At 66.1% G+C, this 18,025-nt stretch carries 17 protein-coding genes and 1 pseudogene; 8 read left to right on the top strand and 10 right to left on the bottom strand.

Features of this window, described 5'->3' with window-relative positions; genetic code table 11:
- The first annotated feature begins 9 nt into the window (after positions 1-9).
- Positions 10-633, top strand: coding sequence for an urease accessory protein UreG (gene ureG / locus AC1EJR_RS08970; protein ID WP_092292457.1), 624 nt, complete (start codon positions 10-12; stop codon positions 631-633).
- A gap of 3 nt (positions 634-636) precedes the next feature.
- On the opposite strand, the gene AC1EJR_RS08965 is transcribed toward ureG, so the two are convergent.
- Both AC1EJR_RS08965 and AC1EJR_RS08960 read right to left on the bottom strand, forming a co-directional pair.
- Positions 637-819, bottom strand: coding sequence for a hypothetical protein (locus tag AC1EJR_RS08965; RefSeq protein ID WP_369823399.1), 183 nt, complete (start codon positions 817-819; stop codon positions 637-639).
- A gap of 57 nt (positions 820-876) precedes the next feature.
- A pseudogene (locus AC1EJR_RS08960) lies at positions 877-1,017 on the bottom strand (helix-turn-helix domain-containing protein); the annotation flags it as partial.
- Between the two features lie 288 nt (positions 1,018-1,305).
- Here AC1EJR_RS08960 and AC1EJR_RS08955 point away from each other — a divergent pair.
- Positions 1,306-1,959 carry a hypothetical protein gene (locus tag AC1EJR_RS08955; RefSeq protein ID WP_092292461.1) on the top strand — a complete coding sequence of 218 codons (654 nt, stop codon included), beginning with the start codon at positions 1,306-1,308 and terminating at the stop codon, positions 1,957-1,959.
- Between the two features lie 22 nt (positions 1,960-1,981).
- On the opposite strand, the gene AC1EJR_RS08950 is transcribed toward AC1EJR_RS08955, so the two are convergent.
- Complete coding sequence (locus AC1EJR_RS08950) at positions 1,982-2,674, bottom strand: glutathione binding-like protein (RefSeq protein WP_477112989.1); 693 nt, start codon at positions 2,672-2,674, stop codon at positions 1,982-1,984.
- 204 nt (positions 2,675-2,878) lie between these two features.
- Positions 2,879-4,141: an acyl-CoA dehydrogenase family protein gene (locus tag AC1EJR_RS08945; RefSeq protein ID WP_092292465.1), complete on the bottom strand. Its 1,263-nt coding sequence runs from the start codon at positions 4,139-4,141 to the stop codon at positions 2,879-2,881.
- Between the two features lie 156 nt (positions 4,142-4,297).
- On the opposite strand from AC1EJR_RS08945, the gene AC1EJR_RS08940 reads away from it, so the two are divergent.
- The 3 genes from AC1EJR_RS08940 (at position 4,298) to ggt (ending at position 8,714) form a co-directional block, all read left to right on the top strand.
- Positions 4,298-5,239 carry a LysR family transcriptional regulator gene (locus AC1EJR_RS08940; protein WP_092292467.1) on the top strand — a complete coding sequence of 314 codons (942 nt, stop codon included), beginning with the start codon at positions 4,298-4,300 and terminating at the stop codon, positions 5,237-5,239.
- A 237-nt stretch (positions 5,240-5,476) separates the two neighbouring features.
- Positions 5,477-6,643: a CAP domain-containing protein gene (locus AC1EJR_RS08935; protein WP_477112988.1), complete on the top strand. Its 1,167-nt coding sequence runs from the start codon at positions 5,477-5,479 to the stop codon at positions 6,641-6,643.
- 154 nt (positions 6,644-6,797) lie between these two features.
- Positions 6,798-8,714, top strand: a complete 1,917-nt coding sequence (gene ggt / locus AC1EJR_RS08930) for a gamma-glutamyltransferase (RefSeq protein WP_441643838.1) — start codon at positions 6,798-6,800, stop codon at positions 8,712-8,714.
- A gap of 94 nt (positions 8,715-8,808) precedes the next feature.
- Here ggt and AC1EJR_RS08925 read toward each other — a convergent pair whose 3' ends face one another.
- The 4 genes from AC1EJR_RS08925 to AC1EJR_RS08910 form a co-directional block, all read right to left on the bottom strand.
- Positions 8,809-9,810: a Bug family tripartite tricarboxylate transporter substrate binding protein gene (locus AC1EJR_RS08925; protein ID WP_092292473.1), complete on the bottom strand. Its 1,002-nt coding sequence runs from the start codon at positions 9,808-9,810 to the stop codon at positions 8,809-8,811.
- Positions 9,811-10,008: 198 nt separating this feature from the next.
- The gene (locus tag AC1EJR_RS08920) at positions 10,009-11,085 is read right to left on the bottom strand and encodes a phosphotransferase (RefSeq protein WP_477110248.1); all 1,077 of its coding nucleotides are present in this window, start codon (positions 11,083-11,085) and stop codon (positions 10,009-10,011) included.
- A 60-nt stretch (positions 11,086-11,145) separates the two neighbouring features.
- The gene (locus AC1EJR_RS08915) at positions 11,146-11,925 is read right to left on the bottom strand and encodes an oxepin-CoA hydrolase, alternative type (protein WP_441592011.1); all 780 of its coding nucleotides are present in this window, start codon (positions 11,923-11,925) and stop codon (positions 11,146-11,148) included.
- A gap of 67 nt (positions 11,926-11,992) precedes the next feature.
- Positions 11,993-13,516, bottom strand: a complete 1,524-nt coding sequence (locus tag AC1EJR_RS08910; RefSeq protein ID WP_441592012.1) for a 3-hydroxyacyl-CoA dehydrogenase — start codon at positions 13,514-13,516, stop codon at positions 11,993-11,995.
- A gap of 178 nt (positions 13,517-13,694) precedes the next feature.
- Here AC1EJR_RS08910 and AC1EJR_RS08905 point away from each other — a divergent pair, with 178 nt between their 5' ends.
- From AC1EJR_RS08905 to AC1EJR_RS08895, 3 genes are all read left to right on the top strand, one after another.
- Complete coding sequence (locus tag AC1EJR_RS08905) at positions 13,695-14,336, top strand: glutathione S-transferase (protein WP_092292481.1); 642 nt, start codon at positions 13,695-13,697, stop codon at positions 14,334-14,336.
- A gap of 314 nt (positions 14,337-14,650) precedes the next feature.
- Positions 14,651-14,875 carry a hypothetical protein gene (locus AC1EJR_RS08900; protein WP_477112987.1) on the top strand — a complete coding sequence of 75 codons (225 nt, stop codon included), beginning with the start codon at positions 14,651-14,653 and terminating at the stop codon, positions 14,873-14,875.
- A gap of 3 nt (positions 14,876-14,878) precedes the next feature.
- Positions 14,879-15,490, top strand: coding sequence for a hypothetical protein (locus AC1EJR_RS08895; RefSeq protein WP_477112986.1), 612 nt, complete (start codon positions 14,879-14,881; stop codon positions 15,488-15,490).
- Positions 15,491-16,251: 761 nt separating this feature from the next.
- On the opposite strand, the gene AC1EJR_RS08890 is transcribed toward AC1EJR_RS08895, so the two are convergent.
- Together AC1EJR_RS08890 and AC1EJR_RS08885 are read right to left on the bottom strand one after the other, a co-directional pair.
- Positions 16,252-17,424: a pyridoxal phosphate-dependent aminotransferase gene (locus tag AC1EJR_RS08890; protein WP_441643836.1), complete on the bottom strand. Its 1,173-nt coding sequence runs from the start codon at positions 17,422-17,424 to the stop codon at positions 16,252-16,254.
- A gap of 52 nt (positions 17,425-17,476) precedes the next feature.
- The gene (locus AC1EJR_RS08885) at positions 17,477-18,004 is read right to left on the bottom strand and encodes a putative toxin-antitoxin system toxin component, PIN family (protein ID WP_477112985.1); all 528 of its coding nucleotides are present in this window, start codon (positions 18,002-18,004) and stop codon (positions 17,477-17,479) included.
- Positions 18,005-18,025: the final 21 nt, after the last annotated feature.

Here is an 18,025-nt window from a genome sequence, read left to right as displayed (position 1 = left end):
GCCACAAACATGACCCGAACCAAGAAAAATCCGCCCCTGCGCGTTGGCGTGGGCGGCCCCGTGGGCTCCGGCAAGACCACGCTGCTGGAAATGCTCTGCAAGGCCATGCGCGACCGCTACGACCTGGTCGCCATTACCAATGACATCTATACGAAGGAAGACCAGCGCCTGCTGACGATCTCCGGCGCGCTGCCGGCGGAGCGGATCATGGGGGTGGAGACCGGCGGCTGCCCGCACACGGCGATCCGCGAGGACGCCTCGATCAACCTCGAGGCCGTGGACCGTATGCTGGCGAAGTTTCCCGATGCCGACATCGTCTTCATCGAGTCTGGCGGCGACAACCTGGCCGCCACCTTCAGCCCGGAATTGTCCGACCTGACGATCTACGTGATCGACGTGGCCGGCGGGGAGAAAATCCCGCGCAAGGGCGGGCCGGGGATCACGAAGTCTGACCTGCTGGTGATCAACAAGACTGACCTCGCGCCGTACGTGGGGGCCTCACTCGAGATCATGGAAGCCGATGCCCGCAAGATGCGCGGGGAGCGGCCGTTCGTGATGGGGAGTGTCAAGGCCGGGCAGGGGCTCGATCAGATCATCGCCTTCATCGAACGCCAGGGCCTGCTGACGGTATAAGGCTCAGCGCGGCTGCTTGCGGGCCAGCGCGCGGGCCACGCCGGCCACCACGTCGCGCTCGAAATCGCTCAGTTCGGCCATGTAGCGCATCGTTGCCTGCACGGCCGGCGAGGTGTCGGCCTGATACGGCGAGCGCGGCGCCTCCACGGGCGCGGCGGCGGTTTCGTGGCGCGAGAAGTCCAACATCTCGGGCGGAGCCACGCCGAGTGTGTCAGCTAGAGTACATATGTTATAAAGAGCCACATTACGTGTGCCGCGTTCGATGCCGCTGAGGTACGATCTTGCCAGACCGCTTTCCAGCGACAGGGCTTCTTGTGACCAGCCGCGCTGCTTGCGCAACCAGGTCAGATGTCGCCCGAACAGCTTGAGAGGGTCGCCTGTCATATGCTGCTTTGTGGATTTTAAGTCGCTCAGAGCCTAAGGGTTTGACCCAAGCGTCACGACAACCTATAGTTCGTCGTTCTATCGGTACCAGATCCGCATCATAAGGGATGTGCCCAAAACGGGTACGGAGCGATGGTATTACCGGACGGCACCTAAGCCGTACCGAAACGGGGCAGTCGCGCAGTGAGGGGGGAGGTCGTCGGGCGGGAGATCCGCGCCGCATCGGGCCTGCCGCCATTGCGCATTCCGTGGGACCCCTGCGTCCCAGGCTCCGTTTTGGGGAATGCCATGCAGATTTTTTCGTTTTTCGACGCCGGGTTGTGCGGTGCAACGCCGCCCCTGCCGGACTCTCCGGACCTGAGCGTCGGTTTACAGTTATGTGTCATTCCGGCAACGGCCGGGCTCGGCCACGCCTGCCACCACGTGTTCCTGCGTGCCGGCGACGTGCAATCCGGCATTGTTTCCGCCCCGTCCGAATGGTGGGCCTGCCTGCGCGGCGGCCTGCGCGTGCTGTCCTCCGGGCAGGAACTGGCCGCGCTGGCCGGAGGCGATGTCTTCACGCCCCAGCCGGGGCAGCCGGTCATGCTCCAGGCCGTGCTGGACAGCGTGCTGGTGCGCACCGTGCCGCAGGCCGGCAGCCGGCCCGGCACGCCGAGTTTTGTCGTGATCGAGCCCGGCGAGCCCGACTGGGCCCAGCAGCTGCACGCGCATGACACGATGTGGGCCACCTGCTATCGCGGCACGTTGTGCCTGCAATGGCGCGCCACGCGCGGCACGGCCGGTGTGCGCACCGTCTACCTGCAGCCGGGCATGGCTTTCGCGCCGGACCGTCACGACGACTACTGCATCGACGCCATGGTGCCCGGCGCGGGTCTGCTGTGCTGCGCGCGCTCGCCAATCTTGGAAGCCGAACCCGTGGTCGCGCTGCCCCGGGCGGCCTGAAGGCTGACCGGGATGCAGGCGATCAGCGGCGCTGGTACTGCGTGGCGCCGAACAGGATCTCGCGCTCCGCGTCGGTCCGCATAGGCTTGCGCTCCTTGGCGAGCACTTCCACGCCGCGCTTCACGGCGGGGCGCTCGGCAATCTCGTTGAACCAGCGCTCCAGGTGCGGGTAGTCGTCCAGCTCCACGCCCTGGTTCTGCCAGCTGCGCAGCCACGGGAAGGTGGCGATGTCCGCCACGCTGTAGCTGTCGCCGGCCAGCCAGGCGTGCTGCGACAACTGCTTGTCGATCACGCCGTAGAGCCGCTTGGCCTCGTTGGTGTAGCGGTTCACCGCGTACTCGATCTTCTCCGGCGCGTAGATGCGGAAGTGATGCGCCTGGCCCAGCATCGGCCCCACGCCACCCATCTGGAACATCAGCCACTGCAGGGCCTCGTACTTGCCGCGCACGTCCTCCGGCAGGAACTTGCCGGTCTTGCCGGCCAGGTACAGCAGGATGGCGCCCGATTCGAATAGCGAGATGGGCTGGCCGTCCGGCCCGTCACTGTCGACGATGGCCGGGATCTTGTTGTTCGGGCTGATCTTGAGGAAGGCCTCGCCGAACTGGTCGCCGGCGCCGATGTTGATCGGATGAACCTTGTACTCGAGGCCGCATTCCTCGAGCATGATGTGGACCTTGTGACCGTTGGGCGTGGCCCAGGTGTAGACGTCGATCATGAGGGAGCGCTCTCCTGGCTGCTTCGGAAACTTTCGGAAAATTCCGATGGGGAAGGGGCCCGGCGACCAGCGTCGCCAGGGTCCGAGCGATTAGAGCACAGAAGAAATAAGCCTGCTGGCGGTGCGGTCATCGCGGCGGCTCCCATGAAAAAACGCGCGACCGACAGGCCGCGCGTTTCGGGGAATTACGACTACCAGCGAGGCTCAGGAGCCGCGCGTCACCGGCATCTGGATGCTGTCCGGGTTCAGGCTCATGTGCTTGGCCAGTTCCAGCTTGGCGATGGCGTTGCGGTGCACCTCGTCCGGACCATCGGCCAGGCGCAGCGTGCGCTGGTGCGCCCACCAGTTGGCCAGCGGGAAGTCGCCCGAGACACCCGCGGCGCCATGCACCTGGATCGCCCAGTCGATCACGCGCAGCGCCACATTCGGCGCCACCACCTTGATCATGGCGATCTCGGCCTTGGCTACCTTGTTGCCTACGGTATCCATCATGTAGGCGGCCTTCAGCGTCAGCAGGCGGGCCATCTCGATGTCGCAACGGGCTTCGGCGATGCGCTCCTGCGTCACACCCTGGCGGGCGATCTGCTTGCCGAAGGCCACGCGGTCCAGGCTGCGCTTGCACATCAGTTCCAGCGCGCGCTCGGCCACGCCGATGCTGCGCATGCAGTGGTGGATCCGGCCCGGGCCGAGGCGGCCCTGGGCGATCTCGAAGCCGCGCCCTTCACCCAGCAGGATGTTGGCGGCCGGCACGCGCACGTTCTTGAGTTCGATCTCCATATGGCCGTGCGGCGCATCGTCATAGCCGAACACGGGCAGGAAGCGCTTGATCGTGATGCCCGGGGTGTCCGCCGGCACGACGACCATCGACTGCTGCTCGTGGCGGCCGGCATCGGGATTGGTCTTGCCCATCACGATGTAGACCTTGCAGCGGGGGTCGCCGGCGCCCGACGACCACCACTTGGTGCCGTTGATCACGTAATGGTCGCCGTCGCGCTCGATGCGGCAGCTGATATTGGTGGCGTCCGAGGAGGCCACGTCCGGCTCCGTCATCAGGAAGGCCGAGCGGATCTCGCCGCGCAGCAGCGGTTCCAGCCACTGGTCCTTGAGTTCCTCGGTGGCGTAGCGCTCCAGCGTTTCCATGTTGCCGGTGTCCGGCGCAGCGCAGTTGAACACCTCGGGCGACCAGGGCGCGCGGCCCATGATCTCGCACATCGGTGCGTATTCGAGGTTCGACAGCCCCTCCGGCGCCCGCTTGGAGCGCGGCAGGAACAGGTTCCACAGCCCGGCTTCGCGTGCCAGCGGCTTCAGCTCCTCGACCACCTTGGTGGGAATCCAGGCGTTGCCGGCTTCGCGGTTGGCCTGGATCTCGGCGTAGAAGCGCTTTTCGTTCGGATAGATATGCTTGTCGAAAAAGGCCAGCAGCCGGGCCTGCATGTCCTTGACCTTGGGCGTGTACTCGAATTGCATGGGGTCTCCTCGCTACATTCGGGGGTGTGACGGCAGGCATCGCTTGGGAAGGATGCCGACTGGGGCCTACTCTAGCGGACTGCGCGTAATAAGAAAAATGAATTTTCTGGATTGGACAGTATCAATGTCCTGCATTTTCATGCCAGAATGCCTGCCATGCAGCTATCCCGGATCGACCTCAACCTCTTCGTGGTGTTCGATGCCATCTACAGCGAAGGCAGCATCACCGCAGCCGCGCGTCAGCTCAACCTGACGCAGCCCGCCGTCAGCCACGCGCTGGGGCGGCTTCGCACGCTGTTCGACGATCCGCTGTTCGAGCGGCGCGGGCAGGGCATGGCGCCCACGCCGCTGGCGCGCTCGCTGGCGGGCGAGGTGCGCGGCGCGCTGCAGTCGTTCGCGCGCACGCTGCAGGATACGCCGCACTTCGATCCCACCGCCACCACGCGCCGCTTCACTATCGGCATGCGTGATGCGCTGGAGTCCACGCTGCTGCCGCCGCTGATGGCGCGTGTGACGGCCATGGCACCGCACGTGGAGATCGCGGCGATCCGCTTCGACCGTCGCGAGATGGAGTCCGAACTGCTCGCCGGCACGCTCGATGCGGCCATCGACATCCTGCTGCCGGTGTCCCCGGCGATTCACCATGCCGCGTTCATGTCCGATCCGATGGTGGTGCTGGCCCGGCGCGACCATCCGCTGGTGAAGAAGGAGCTGACGCTGGAGCGCTATCTGGCTGCCGAACATGTGCACGTGTCGTCACGCCGGCGCGGGGCGGGCCTGGAGGACCAGGCGCTGCACCGAATGGGCCTGACCCGCCGCGTGCGGCTGCGCTGCCAGCACTATGCGGCGGCGTGCCGCGTGGTCAGTTGCACGGACCTGCTCGCCACCTTGCCGATGCGCTACGCCCGCATCGCCAACGAACCGTACGCCAACCGGCTGCTGGCGTTGCCGTTCAAGGTGCCGGCGCTCGAACTGCATCTTTATTGGCATGCCGGCGGCGAGAACGACGGCGCCAACCGCTGGCTGCGCGAGCAGCTGATGGCGGTGATGACGTCGCTCGGCAATGGCATGGGCGACGGTCCCCCCGCCGACGCGTAACGCGTAACGCGCATTTCCCCCGCGTGCCGCGCGCGCGGGTCACAACGTAAGCCATTGTTAGCAGGCTGGACGGTGCGGGAGGCGCTCCCTAACATCGTCCCGTTCCACCTGCCCCGGACGCCTCATGCCACGCATGACACCGCGCCGCCGCGCGCGCGTCCACACCCAGGCAGCCCCCTCCATCCACGACGACAGATCCGCATTCCGATGCCAGGGAAACACTTGTCTAACGATTTCATGCCCTCCCGCGCGAACGCCTTCGCGCGACCGATCCCGATGGCGATCCTGGCAGCCTGCGCTGCCTTCGCGCTCAGCGCCTGTGGCGGTGGCGGTGGCGGCGATAGCGCCCCCAGCGCGGGCACCAGCGCCGCCCCGGCAGCCGGCGCCGCCAATGCGAGCCAGGCGGCGTCCGGGCAGGCCCCCGCCAACGGCAGCCAGACGGCGACGCTCCCGGCCGGCGCCGACCGCGCCTGCTACACGGTGACCGGCAGCGCGCCGGCGCCGGTCACGGGCAGCGTGAGCCTGCTGCCGGCGCGCGGCACCGGCGTCTCGGGCTATCGCGTGCTGGACGACGCGCGCAGCGCCGGCCTCTGCTACGCCAACTATCGGCGCGAGCAGGTGGGCCTGCCGCCGCTGACCGCGCGCGACGCGCTCAATACCGTCGCCCAGAACCACACCGCCTACATGCTGGCCAACAACCTGCTCACGCACGACGAGCAGTCGGGCAAGTCCGGCTACACGGGCGCCGCGCCGAACGACCGCATCCAGGCCGCCTATCCGACCAATGCCACGGCCGAAGTCGTGGCGGCTGGCAACAAGTGGACCAGCGCGGCGGGCGCCAACCTGTCGATGGCGCCGAAGGACGCGCTCGTGGCGGACCTCGTCAACGCGCCGTTCCACCGCGCCGCGCTGCTGGGCAGCTACGGCTCGGCCGGCAGCGGGTTTGCGGAAAGCGTGGGCGCCGGCAGCAGCGGCGGCACCTCGGCCAGCTACTACCAGACCATCGACCTCGCCGATGCCAGCAAGGGCGGCGCGGATAACCAGGTGGTGGCGTACCCGTACAGCGGCCAGGCCGATGTGCCGGCGAGCTGGGTCAACAATGAGAGCCCCAACCCGGCGCCTTCGTACACGGGCCAGACCATGGGCTACCCGGTGACGGTGCAGGCCATCAACACGTCGCTGGTGTTCAATGCCGATACGTTCACCATCACCGACGCCGCCGGCACCAACGTGCCCTGCGAGAAGGTGGATGCGCGCACGTCGGGCATGTCGAGCTACGCGCGCGGGCTGGCCATCTGCACGCCGCGCGCGCCGCTGGCCGCCCACACGCGCTACAACGTCACCGTCGGCGGCACGCTGAACGGGCAGGGCGTGAACCTGAACTGGTCGTTCACCACGCTGTGATGGCGAACTGACACTATGTATACGGGGCGGCGCCCGCCGCCTCGTTCCCGTGCCTCCGCGCCGGTCATCCCCGATCGGCCAATCAGCCGTTTACAAGCGCATTACCGGTCATCTGCGTCTACAATCGCCTCAGCTTCCCCCCAGGAGAGATGGCATGGCTCGCGCAGTGACGAAGACACCGGCAGTTTCCCCGTCAACCCCCTCCTTGCTGTGGCGCGGCACGCTGGCCGTGGCGCTGGCCGCCGTGCTGGCGGGCTGCGGCACCGCCGCCAAGGATGCGGGCACGCCATCGGCATCGGGCACGGCCACGGCCGCGCCGGCCCAGGCGCCGGCGGCTGCCATGCCGCCCGCGCCGGAGGTCTCGTCGGGCTACCGGCCCGACATGACCACCAGCTACGGGCAGAAGCACATGGCCGCCGCGGCCAATCCGCTGGCCACCGAGGCCGGGCGCGAGATCCTGCGCGCGGGCGGCTCGGCCATCGACGCCGCCGTCGCCATGCAGGCCGTGCTGACGCTGGTGGAGCCGCAGGCCACCGGCATCGGCGGTGGCGCCTTCATCATGTACTGGGACGGCAAACGCGTGCAGGCCTTCGATGGGCGCGAGACGGCCCCGGCCGGCGCCACCGAGAACCTGTTCATGCGCGCGGACGGCAAGCCGATGGAATTCTCCGAAGGCCAGATCGGCGGCCGCTCGGTGGGCGTGCCCGGCGTGCTGCGCGCGCTGGAGATGGCGCACCGCCAGCATGGCCGGCTACCCTGGGCGCGACTGTTCCAGCGCGCCATCACGCTGGCCGAGAACGGTTTCCCGATGTCCCAGCGGCTCTACACCCAGGTGGCGGCCGACAAGTTCATGATGGGCTCGTCGGAGATGGCCGGCTACTTCCTCGATACGCAGGGCAAGGCCAAGCCGGTCGGCACCCTCGTCAAGAATCCGCAACTGGCCAAGACGCTGCGCGAGATCGCCAAGGGCGGCCCGAACGTGTTCTATAACGGGCCGATTGCGCAGGACATCGCTGCCAAGGTCAACAGCCATGCCAATCCGGGCAGCCTGAGCACGGCCGACCTGAAGGGCTATCGCGCCAAGGAGCGCGTGCCGGTCTGCACGGACTACAAGCGCTGGAAGGTGTGCGGCATGCCGCCGCCGTCGTCGGGCGGCATCGCCATCGCCCAGATCCTGGGCACGCTGGAGGCCCTTGAGAAGCGCGACCCGCGCTACGCGCTGGCCAGCCTGAAGCCGCAGCCGGTGAACACCCCGGCGCGTGTGGAAGCCGCGCCGCTGGCCGTGCACGCCATCTCCGAGGCCGACCGCCTGGCCTACGCCGACCGTGGCCTCTACGTGGCCGATGCCGACTTCGTGCCCGTGGATGTGGCCGCGATGGTCAGCCCGGCCTACCTGACCGAGCGCGCCGCGCTGATCGGCGACAAGAGCATGGGCCGCGCCCAGCCGGGCACGCCGCCGGGAGTGAAGGTGGCGTTCGCGCCGGATCGTTCGCCGCCGCGCATCTCCACGTCGCAGATCGTGGCCGTGGACAACCGGGGCGGGGCGTTGTCGATGACGACGACCATCGAGTCGTACTTCGGCTCGCACATCATGGTGCGCGGCTTCATGCTGAACAACGAGATGACCGATTTCTCGTTCACGCCGAGCGAGAACGGCAAGCCGGTGGCCAACCGCGTGCAGCCGGGCAAGCGCCCGCGCTCGTCGATGGCGCCGACGCTGGTGTTCGACCGCCAGAGCGGCAAGCTGGTGGCGGCGCTGGGCTCGCCGGGTGGCTCGCAGATCATCGAGTACGTGTCGAAGACGTTGGTCGGCCTGCTGGACTGGGACATGGACGTGCAGACCGCCGTGGGCATGGGCAACTTCGGCAGCCGCAATGGCCCGACCGAAGTGGAGAAGGGTCTGGTGACGCCGCAACTGGTGGAATCGCTGCGCGGCATGGGCCATCAGGTGGCCGAGATCGAGATGACGAGCGGCACGCAGGCCATCGTGCGCAAGACCCTGCCGAACGGCAAGCCGGGCTGGGCCGGCGGCGCGGACCCGCGCCGTGAAGGGGTGGCGCTGGGGGAGTGATTCAGCCGGATTGATGCTGCAGGAAAGACAAAAAGGGCGCGAAGATATCGCGCCCTTTTTGCTTGCCGCGTTGCAGCGGGGAATGCCGGTGGCGTCAGCCGTCCAGCTTCACGCCTGCGGCCTTCACCACCTGGGCCCAGCGCTTTTCCTCGGTCGAGAAGAACTTGCTGGTTTCCGGCGGCGTCATGGTCACCACTTCGGCGCCCTGGCCGGCCAGTTGCGCGCGGATTTCGGGGGTGCGGATGATGCGGATCAGCTCGCTCGAGAGGCGGGCCACGAGCGCATCCGGCATGCCGGACGGCGCCATCACGCCCTGCCACGTACCCGATTCGAAGTTCGCCACGCCTTGCTCGGCAATCGTCGGCACCTGTCCGACCAGCGCCATGCGCGTGCGCTTGGACACGGCCAGCAGCTTGAGCTTGCCGGCCTGCACCTGCGGATAGGTCGCCAGCATCCCGTTCATCAGCACCTGCGCGGTACCGCCCACGGTGTCGGCAATCGCCTGCGCGCCGCCCTTGTACGGCACGTACTGCCATGCCGCGCCGGTGGCCTGCTGCACCGCCACGCCCGCCAGATGCGGCGCGCTGCCGATGGCCGTCACGGCGAAGTTCAGCGTCTGCTTGTGCGACAGCGCCACCAGTTCCTTGAGGTTGTTGGCGGGCACCGACGGATGCACCACCAGCAGGTGGGGCGAGTAGGCCAGCATCGACACGCCCTTGAGATCTTTCTCAGGGCTGAAGCTCAGCTTGGTGTAGACGGACGGGCTGATGGCCAGCGCGCCCACATCGCACAGCAGCAGCGTGTGGTTGTCCGTGCCGGCCTGCGCCACCATGGCGGCGCCGATGTTGCCGTTGGCGCCCGGACGGTTGTCCACCACCACGGCCTGGCCCAGCGCTTCGCCGAGCGGCTTGCTGATCAGGCGGGCGATGATGTCCGACGAACCGCCGGCGGGGTAGGGCACCACCAGCCGGATCGGCTTGGTCGGCCACTTGTCGGCAGCCCAGGCCGACGCCGGGGCGAGGATGCCAGAGGTGCCGAAGGCGCCCAGTGCGGCCAGGCCCGATGCCTGGCCAAGGAATTGGCGGCGATTGCTCATGCTGTGTCTCCTAATGCTTATCTGCTTATCGTCTGTTGTCGTACAACATGGCAGCAGTGTAGACGCGATTTAGCCTTTGGTCATCAGGGTTATGGCTAGGGATAGTACTCAGTTGTCTGATGACATGCAGACAATTGCCCCCCCAGAAGGCACATCGCCCCGGCGGTGCGGGGCGATGTCGGGCAGGAAGATGCAGGATCAGGCGCCTGATTTCTGCGCGTAGGCCCAGCCCATTTCGGCCATCGGGCGGGCGCGCTTGCCGGCGTCGGTGGCCTGCGCCGACGACGCCGTGCCATCGACCACGCGCTTCATGATCCCCTGCAGGATGCCCGCGATGCGGAACATGCTGAAGGCGAGGTAGAAATTCCAGTCGCCCGTGATCTGGCGGCCGGTGCGCTGCTCATACAGGCGACGATAGGCGGCTTCATCGGGAATGCCCAGCGCCTGATGGTCGAGCCCGGCGATGCCCCGGAACTGGCCCGGCTGGATATGCCAGCTCATGCAGTGATAGCCGAAGTCAGCCATCGGATGGCCCAGCGTGGACAGCTCCCAGTCGAGCACGGCCAGCACGCGCGGCTCGGTGGGGTGGAACATCAGGTTGTCGAGCCGGTAGTCGCCATGGACGATGGTGGTCAGTTCGTCGGCATCGGCCGGAATGTGATTCGGGAGCCATGCGATGAGCTGGTCCATCGCCGGGATCGATTCGGTCTCGGACAGCTTGTACTGCTTGCTCCAGCGCTCGATCTGGCGCTGGAAGTAGTTGCCCGGCTTGCCGTAGTCGGCCAGCCCGATCGCCTTGTAGTCCACCGAATGCAGCGCAGCGATGACGCGGTTCATCTCGTCGTAGATCGCGCCGCGCTGGGCCGGGGTCATGTCCGGCAGCGCCTGGTCCCACAGCACGCGGCCGCTGACGAACTCCATGATGTAGAACGCGCGGCCGATCACCGACTCGTCCTCGCAGAGCGCGAACATGCGGGCTACGGGCACGTCGGTCTGGGCGAGGGCGGCCATCACGCGGTATTCGCGCTCGATGGCATGCGCCGACGGCAGCAGCTTCGCCTTCGGCCCCGGCTTGGCGCGCATCACATAGGTCTGGCCGGGCGTGATCAGCTTGAACGTGGGGTTCGACTGGCCGCCCTTGAATTGCTCGATGGTCAGCGGGCCGGCAAAGCCCTCCACATGCTGGCGCATCCAGGTCTTGAGCGCGCCCATGTCGAAGCGCTGCTGGTCGGCCACGGGGCGGGTCCCTTCAAAATGCGAAACGTTGCTGCTCATGCTGTCTCCGGTCTGTCTTTTTTATGTGGCGATGGCGTCGGTGCGTGGCGCGGGGGGACTTCAGCGGTAGTTCGGCTTGCGCTTCTCCAGGAAGGCGCTGATGCCTTCGCCCGCGTCCGGGTGGTGCAGCGCTTTCACGAAGCTGTCGCGCTCGGCGGCCAAGTGCTCGGTCAGCGAGGCGCTGCCGGCGTGGTTGATCAGCGCCTTGATGCCCTGGACCGCGTTCGGCGATTCCTTGGCCAGGTTCTCGGCAATGCGCAGCGCCTCGGTCACGGCCTGCCCTGGCGGCACTACGCGGTTCACGATGCCGAAATGGGCCAGTCGTGCCGGATCGACCGGCTTGCCATCCATCATCATTTCACTGGCGAGCTGGCGCGGCAGCATGCGGGCCAGTTCGTAGGAGCCGCCGCCGTCCGGCGTCAGGCCCACCTTCACATAGGCCATGACGAACTTGGCGTCGCTGGCCGCCACCACGAAATCGCACGCCAGCACCAGCGAGAAGCCCGCGCCGGCGGCGGGGCCTTCCACGGCGGCGATGATCGGCTTGGGGAACGCGTGCAGCGTTTCGATCCAGTGATTGAGGATTTCGATGCTTTTGGCCTGTACCTCGGCCGGCTGGGAGCGGTTGCCGAGCAGGCGGTTCAGGTTGCCGCCGGCGCAGAACACGCCGTCGGCGCCGGTCAGCACCACCGCGCGGATGGTGTTGTCGCGCGCCGCCACTTCCAGCGCCTCCTGGCTTGCCGCGTAGATGTCCGGATGCAGCGCGTTGCGCGCCTCGGGGTTCGAGATGGTCAGGACGAGCGTGGCGTCCACGCGTTGGGAAAGCAGCTGAGCGGTCATGGCGGCCTCTTGATGGGCAATGCGGGAGAAAAAAGCGCCCCGTGTCTCGGCGGGGCGCCCGGGAGGATCAGGCTTCTTCGGTCAGCAGCGACAGGCCCAGGCCGGCCCTACGCCACAGCCACGGGCTCGGGCGGTAGCGCATGTCGCCAGTCAGGCGGTCCAGGTTGCTCAGCACTTCGAGGATCTGCGCGGCGCCAATCGCATCGCCCAGCGCCAGCGGGCCCTTGGGGTAGCCCAGGCCGAGGTTCACGGCGAGGTCGATGTCGGTCGGCGTGGCGATGCGTTGCTGGGCGATGTCGCTGGCGATATTGACGATGCAGCCGATGATGCGCTGGGCGACGAAGCCGGCCGAGTCGCGGATCACGGTGACGGGCACGCCATCGCTGGCGAACAGGCCGTGCGCGGCGTCGCGGGCGGCGGCGCTGGTGGCCGGCGTGGTCATCAGCGTGCGGCGCTTGGTGGCTTCGAACGGCAGCAGCGTGTCGATGGCGACCACGCGGCTGGCATCGAGCCCTTGCTGCAGGGCAGTCGTGGTGGCGTCGAGACCCAGCGGGGTGACCACGATCAGTGCGTCGGCGGACGGGGCGTTGCCGCCTTCCGGCGTGACGCCGAGCGCGGTCAGCAGCTTCACGGTCATCGCATGACCACGCTCATTGGCGCGGCTCACCCACACGCTGGCCGGGCGCGCATCGGGCACCGGCTTGGCGGCAGGCACCTGCTTCTGGCCGTCCGGGTAGGCGTAGAAGCCCGCGCCGGTCTTGCGGCCCAGCAGCCCGCCCGTGTAGCGCAGCGCCGTGATCGGCGACGGGCGGTAGCGCGCTTCCTGATAGAACTGGTTGTAGATCGATTCCATCACCGGGTGCGACACATCGAGCCCGGTCAGGTCCATCAGCTCGAACGGGCCCATGCGGAAACCGGCTTGCTCGCGCATGATGTTGTCGATATCGACGAATTCGGCCACGCCTTCCTGGGCGATCTTCAGCCCTTCGATATTCATGCCACGGCCGGCGTGGTTGACGATGAAGCCGGGCATGTCCTTGCAACGCACCGGCGTGTGACCCATGCGGCGCGACAGTTCCATGAGCTGATCGCCGATGGCGGGGTTGCCCGACAGGCCGTCGATGACCTCCACTACCTTCATCAGCGGCACCGGGTTGAAGAAGTGGTAGCCCACCACGCGGCCCGGGTGCCTGGCGCCCACGGCGATGGCCGTGATCGACAGCGACGAGGTGTTCGACGCGATCACCGCGTCTTCCCGGACGATGGCTTCCAGCTTGGCGATCAGGTCGCGCTTGACCTCGAGCTTCTCCACGATGGCTTCCAGCACCATGTCGCAGCCGGCCAGGTCTTCCAGCGCGTTGCACGGCTTCACGCGGGCCAGCGCGGCCTCGCTGTCGGCGGCGCTGATCTTGCCCTTGTCGGCCAGCTTGGCGAACGTGTCCTGCAGGTACTGGCGCGCGGCGGCCACGGCTTGGGCGTTGACGTCGAACAGGTTGACCGTCAGGCCCGCCTGTGCGGCAATCTGGGCAATACCGCGGCCCATGGCGCCCGTGCCGACGATGCCGAGCGTTTGAATAGTGGGTTGGCTCATCGTTCGTCCAAAAAAAGTTGTGGTTAAATTAGCACGATCGTACGATTTCTGCATCTTCCGCGACAGCGGGTAGGCTTACGTGGCGTGCGAAGATCGGCCAGGCGGGGGCGCCTCAAGCGTCCTCGGGTCTACATGGACGCGACCCGGACGATCCATTTCAATAACGGAGAGAGACGACATGCTGAAGCTCTGCGGCTTTGCCGCCAGCAATTACTACAACAAGGTCAAGCTGGCGCTGCTGGAAAAGAACCTGCCATTCGAGGAAGTGCTGGCCTGGATCGGCGAAACCGACCTCGCGGCGACGCCCCTCGGCAAGGTGCCCTACATCATCACCGATTCCGGGCCGCTGTGCGAATCGGAAACCATCGCGGAATACATCGAGGCGACTTATCTCCAGGCGCCGCTGCTGCCGCATGACGCCTACCAGGCGGGCAAGGTGCGCGAACTCGTCACCTTCATGGAGGTATATCTGGAGCTGACGGTGCGCGAGCTGTATCCGGAGGCGTTTTTCGGCGGCAAGGTCAGCGATAACCTCAAGGAGCGCCAGCGCCGCCTGCTGGACCGTTATATCCCCGGTTTCGCCAAGCTGGCGAAATTCTCGCCCTTCGTGGCTGGCGATACCTTCACGCTGGCCGACTGCGCCGCCATCTGCCACCTGCCGCTGGTGTCGTCCTGCACGAAAATCATCTACGGCGAAGATTTGCTGGCGGACCTGCCGGTCAAGGCCTACCTCAAGGCCATGTCCGAGCGGGCGAGCGTGCAGAAGGTCAACGCGGACCGCAAGGCCAACACCGAGCTGATGCTGAGCCGCAACCGGTAAATCGCCGCGATTCACCGGATAGGCTTTGATCAGCATTTTCTGGCGCCCCGCTTGCGGGGCGCTTTGCATTGGCAGGGCCGATGGGAAATGCGCGGCTCGGGGTTTTCCGAGCACTCACCATTTGGTGCAAATTAATCAGGATTCTTCTATATACGGCCGATTTTTTCGTCGGTTAGATGGCGGCTCATCTAACAACGAAGGGGCACGTATGGCGGGTCAAAAAGGCATCGTTCGCCGGGGCGATACGACGACACACGGCGGCAAGGTATTGGAGGGCGAGCCCACGTTCGTCTTCTACGGGGAACCGGCACCCGGTGAGCGGAACCTCGGCCGACCCGGCGCCCGATGAAGAGGACCGCTACGACGACCGCTACATCCTGCGCGACAGCGTCACCGGCGAGCCGCTGCCCAACACGGAATACGCGGCGGTCCGGGCCGGCGCCGCGCCCGAATTCGGCACAACCGACGCACAAGGCCGCACCCATCTGCTGGCAGCCCAGCAACGGGCCGATAACGTGACGATCTACGTCGAGGGGTGAGCGATGACCGAAACGCTGACCTCTCCGACCACGGGCAAGACGCTGGTGCGCGCCGGCGTCCGGGCGACTACGTTGACAAGGTTTGATGAAGCGAAGCCGATTCCCGTGCAGCGGGAGTTTATTGAGGTGGTGGTGTTTGATTCGAGGTTGCTTAGCCGTGGCTCGCAGTGGGGGCGCGCTGCCATCGAAATTGACGGCACCGTCTACAGCCGTGCCCCAATATTATTCTTCAAGGGCGGGTACAGAAAATATCTGATTGGTAACACGAGGCGATGGAGAACCAAGCCAGACGGCACAATCGGAAAGGGCGTATATCGCGATGCCGTCGGGCTGCTGATGTGGGTATCTCTACGAGAGAAGGCCCTCATTAGAGACGAACTGGAAAGACGTGTGGCGGTCAATGCGAAATACTCATTATTCGATAATTCATGCAGCTCCAACGTTGCCGATGTGCTTGAGTTGGCCGGCATCATGGCGCGCGATCCGCGAGCGTTTGGCGAGCTGACACCGGTCATGCCCGCTGAATTACTCGGCGTATTGAAGAAGTCGAATCGTCTCGTCGAGACGCGAAACTATAAAAAGGGGTGGGAAGGTGGCGCGTCGGCAAACTGGTAAAGCCCGTCACTGGTGCGCCGTGGGGCTTGCCTGCATTGTTGGCGGAATGCTCTATGGATACTGGGCGGGCTATCGCATCCCTCTTGGCACTCACGTTGCGACAATACCCATCGAGCTATACGGAGATGCCGCTGGGATGGTTGAGCCCGTTGAATCCGTCATAGGTAAGGTGCAGGCCGGTGAACGCTGCAGGTTTATTCAGGTGACCATTGCGGAGGAAATGATGTTCTCCTACCGGGTGAAGTGTGGGGATTTGGACGGATGGACTGACGCCGGTGGTGCATTTGCGCCGCGGCTAGATCCGTACGAACTGTTCTCACTGAAATAAAGGGGGGGGAAGGTGGCGCGTTGGCAAACTGGTAAGGCGTGGCCATGGTTCGTCGCAGCATTGTTCTGCATCGTCTTGGCTCTGGGATATTGCAGCGGCTACCAAGTACCGATCAGAACGCATGTGGCGACGAAACCCGTCCCCCTCTACGGGAATCCCGAAGGAATGGTGCCTCCAGTTGCCCCCTTGGTTGGGGAAGTCGCACCCGGTGCGCGATGCAGGTTTGTGCAAATCGGCGTTGCAGCGGAAATGATGTACACCTACCGCGTGATATGCGGGGAACTGGATGGTTGGACCGAGGAGGCGTTTGCATTCGAGCCGACTCTGAATTCCTATGAGCCAGTTCAACAGGAAGAATGGAGGGAAGGTGGCACGTCGGCAACTAACCCATGCAGCCCGGGAGCCGACCACGTTCCCGGGCTGCCGGAATCCCTCAAATCTTCGCCAACCGATCCAGCGCCAACTTCAGCGTCTCTTCCTTCTTCGCAAAGCAAAACCGTACCACGCCCGATTCGCGCGGTTGCGAATAGAACGCCGACACCGGAATCGCGGCCACGCCGATCTCGCGCGTGAGCCACATCGAGAAATCGGCTTCGCTCATATCGGAAATCGCCGAATAATCGACGCACTGGAAGTACGTCCCGTCCGAAGGCAGCAGCTTGAAGCGCGTCGAGGCCAGCCCGGTGCGGAAGTAGTCGCGCTTGGCCTGGTAGAAGCCGGCGAGGTCCAGGTAGGGCGCCGGGTCGGCCATGTAGTCGGCCAGCCCGAACTGCACCGGCGTGTTCACCGTGAACACGTTGAACTGGTGCACCTTGCGGAATTCGTTCGACAGCGCAGCCGGCGCGGCCACGTAGCCGATCTTCCAGCCCGTGACGTGATAGGTCTTGCCGAAGCTCGACACCACGAAGCTGCGCCGCGCCAGCTCCGGATGGCGCGAGACCGACTCGTGCCGCTGGCCGTCGTAGACCATGTGCTCGTACACCTCGTCCGAGAGCAGCAGGATGTCCGTGCCGGCTAGCAGATCGGCCAGTTTCTGCATGTCATCGGTACGCCAGATGGTCCCCGTGGGGTTGTGCGGCGTGTTGATGAGGATCATCCGCGTCTTGGGGGTGATGGCGGCGGCGAGCTTGTCGAACGGGATGCGGAACGCCGGCGCTTCAAGCGTGACGGGCACTGCGACGCCGCCGGCCATTTCGATGGCGGGCAGGTAGCTGTCGTAGCAGGGCTCGAGCACGATCACTTCATCGCCCGGATGCACTGCGCACAGGATCGCCGTCAGGAGGCCCTGCGTGGCGCCGGCCGTGATCGTAATTTCCGTATTCCAGTCGTACGTGTGGTCGTACAGCGTGGCGATCTTGCCGGCGATGGCCTGGCGCAGCGCGGGCACGCCGGCCATTGGTGGGTACTGGTTGTGGCCGGTGCGCATGGCGTGGGCCACGGCATCGACGATGCGCGCGTCGCAGTCGAAATCCGGGAAACCCTGGCCGAGATTGACGGCGTTCTTCTCGGCGGCCAGCGCCGACATCACGGTGAAGATGGTCGTGCCGACCTTGGGCAGGCGCGACAGCGGCGGGGTCAGGGGTGCGAGCGAGGATTCTGCGGACATGGCGCGGGAAGGAGGCAGGTTAGGGCGGCGGGTTCAGGACAAGCGGGTCATTTTAGCGGGGATCGGCGCCGGCAGTGGATGCCTCGGTCGCGGCGGCCAGCCAGGCGGCGAAAGCCGGCGGCGGCAGGATCTCCACGCCGCTCATGCGGCGCAGGCGGCTCCTGAGCTTCAGCACGGCCTTGTCCTTGGAGACCAGCAGCGCGGCGTGCGAGAAATGCGCCAGTTCGATGAACTTCTGGTCGTCGGTGTCGCGGCACTTGGGCAGCCGCACGGCGTCGAAGTCGGTCTGGTCCGGGGCGGGTTCGAGCGTGGCGAGCCGGTCCACCTGGGCCAGCGCGGCATCGATATCGACCGAAAACCGCGCGAATTGCGGGTAGGCCAGTACCCGGCACAGCTCCTCCCGGCAGTCGGCGCGGATCACCGGGGCGATGGTTCCGGCGTCAAGCGCGGCGCGGATCGGCGCCACGTGGGGGTCCTGGAATACGAGCAAATCGACCCAGATATTGGAGTCGAGGACCACGCGGGGCGGCGGGGCGGCAAAAGCGACGCAAGGGGCGCCGGCGGTGGTGTCTGTGGGCATTCGCTACAATCTGGTCTTTGT

The organism is Cupriavidus sp. 05T42, assembly GCF_056396345.1.
The sequence above is the reverse complement of the archived record's forward strand: the minus strand, read 5'-3'. Positions and strand labels throughout refer to the sequence as shown.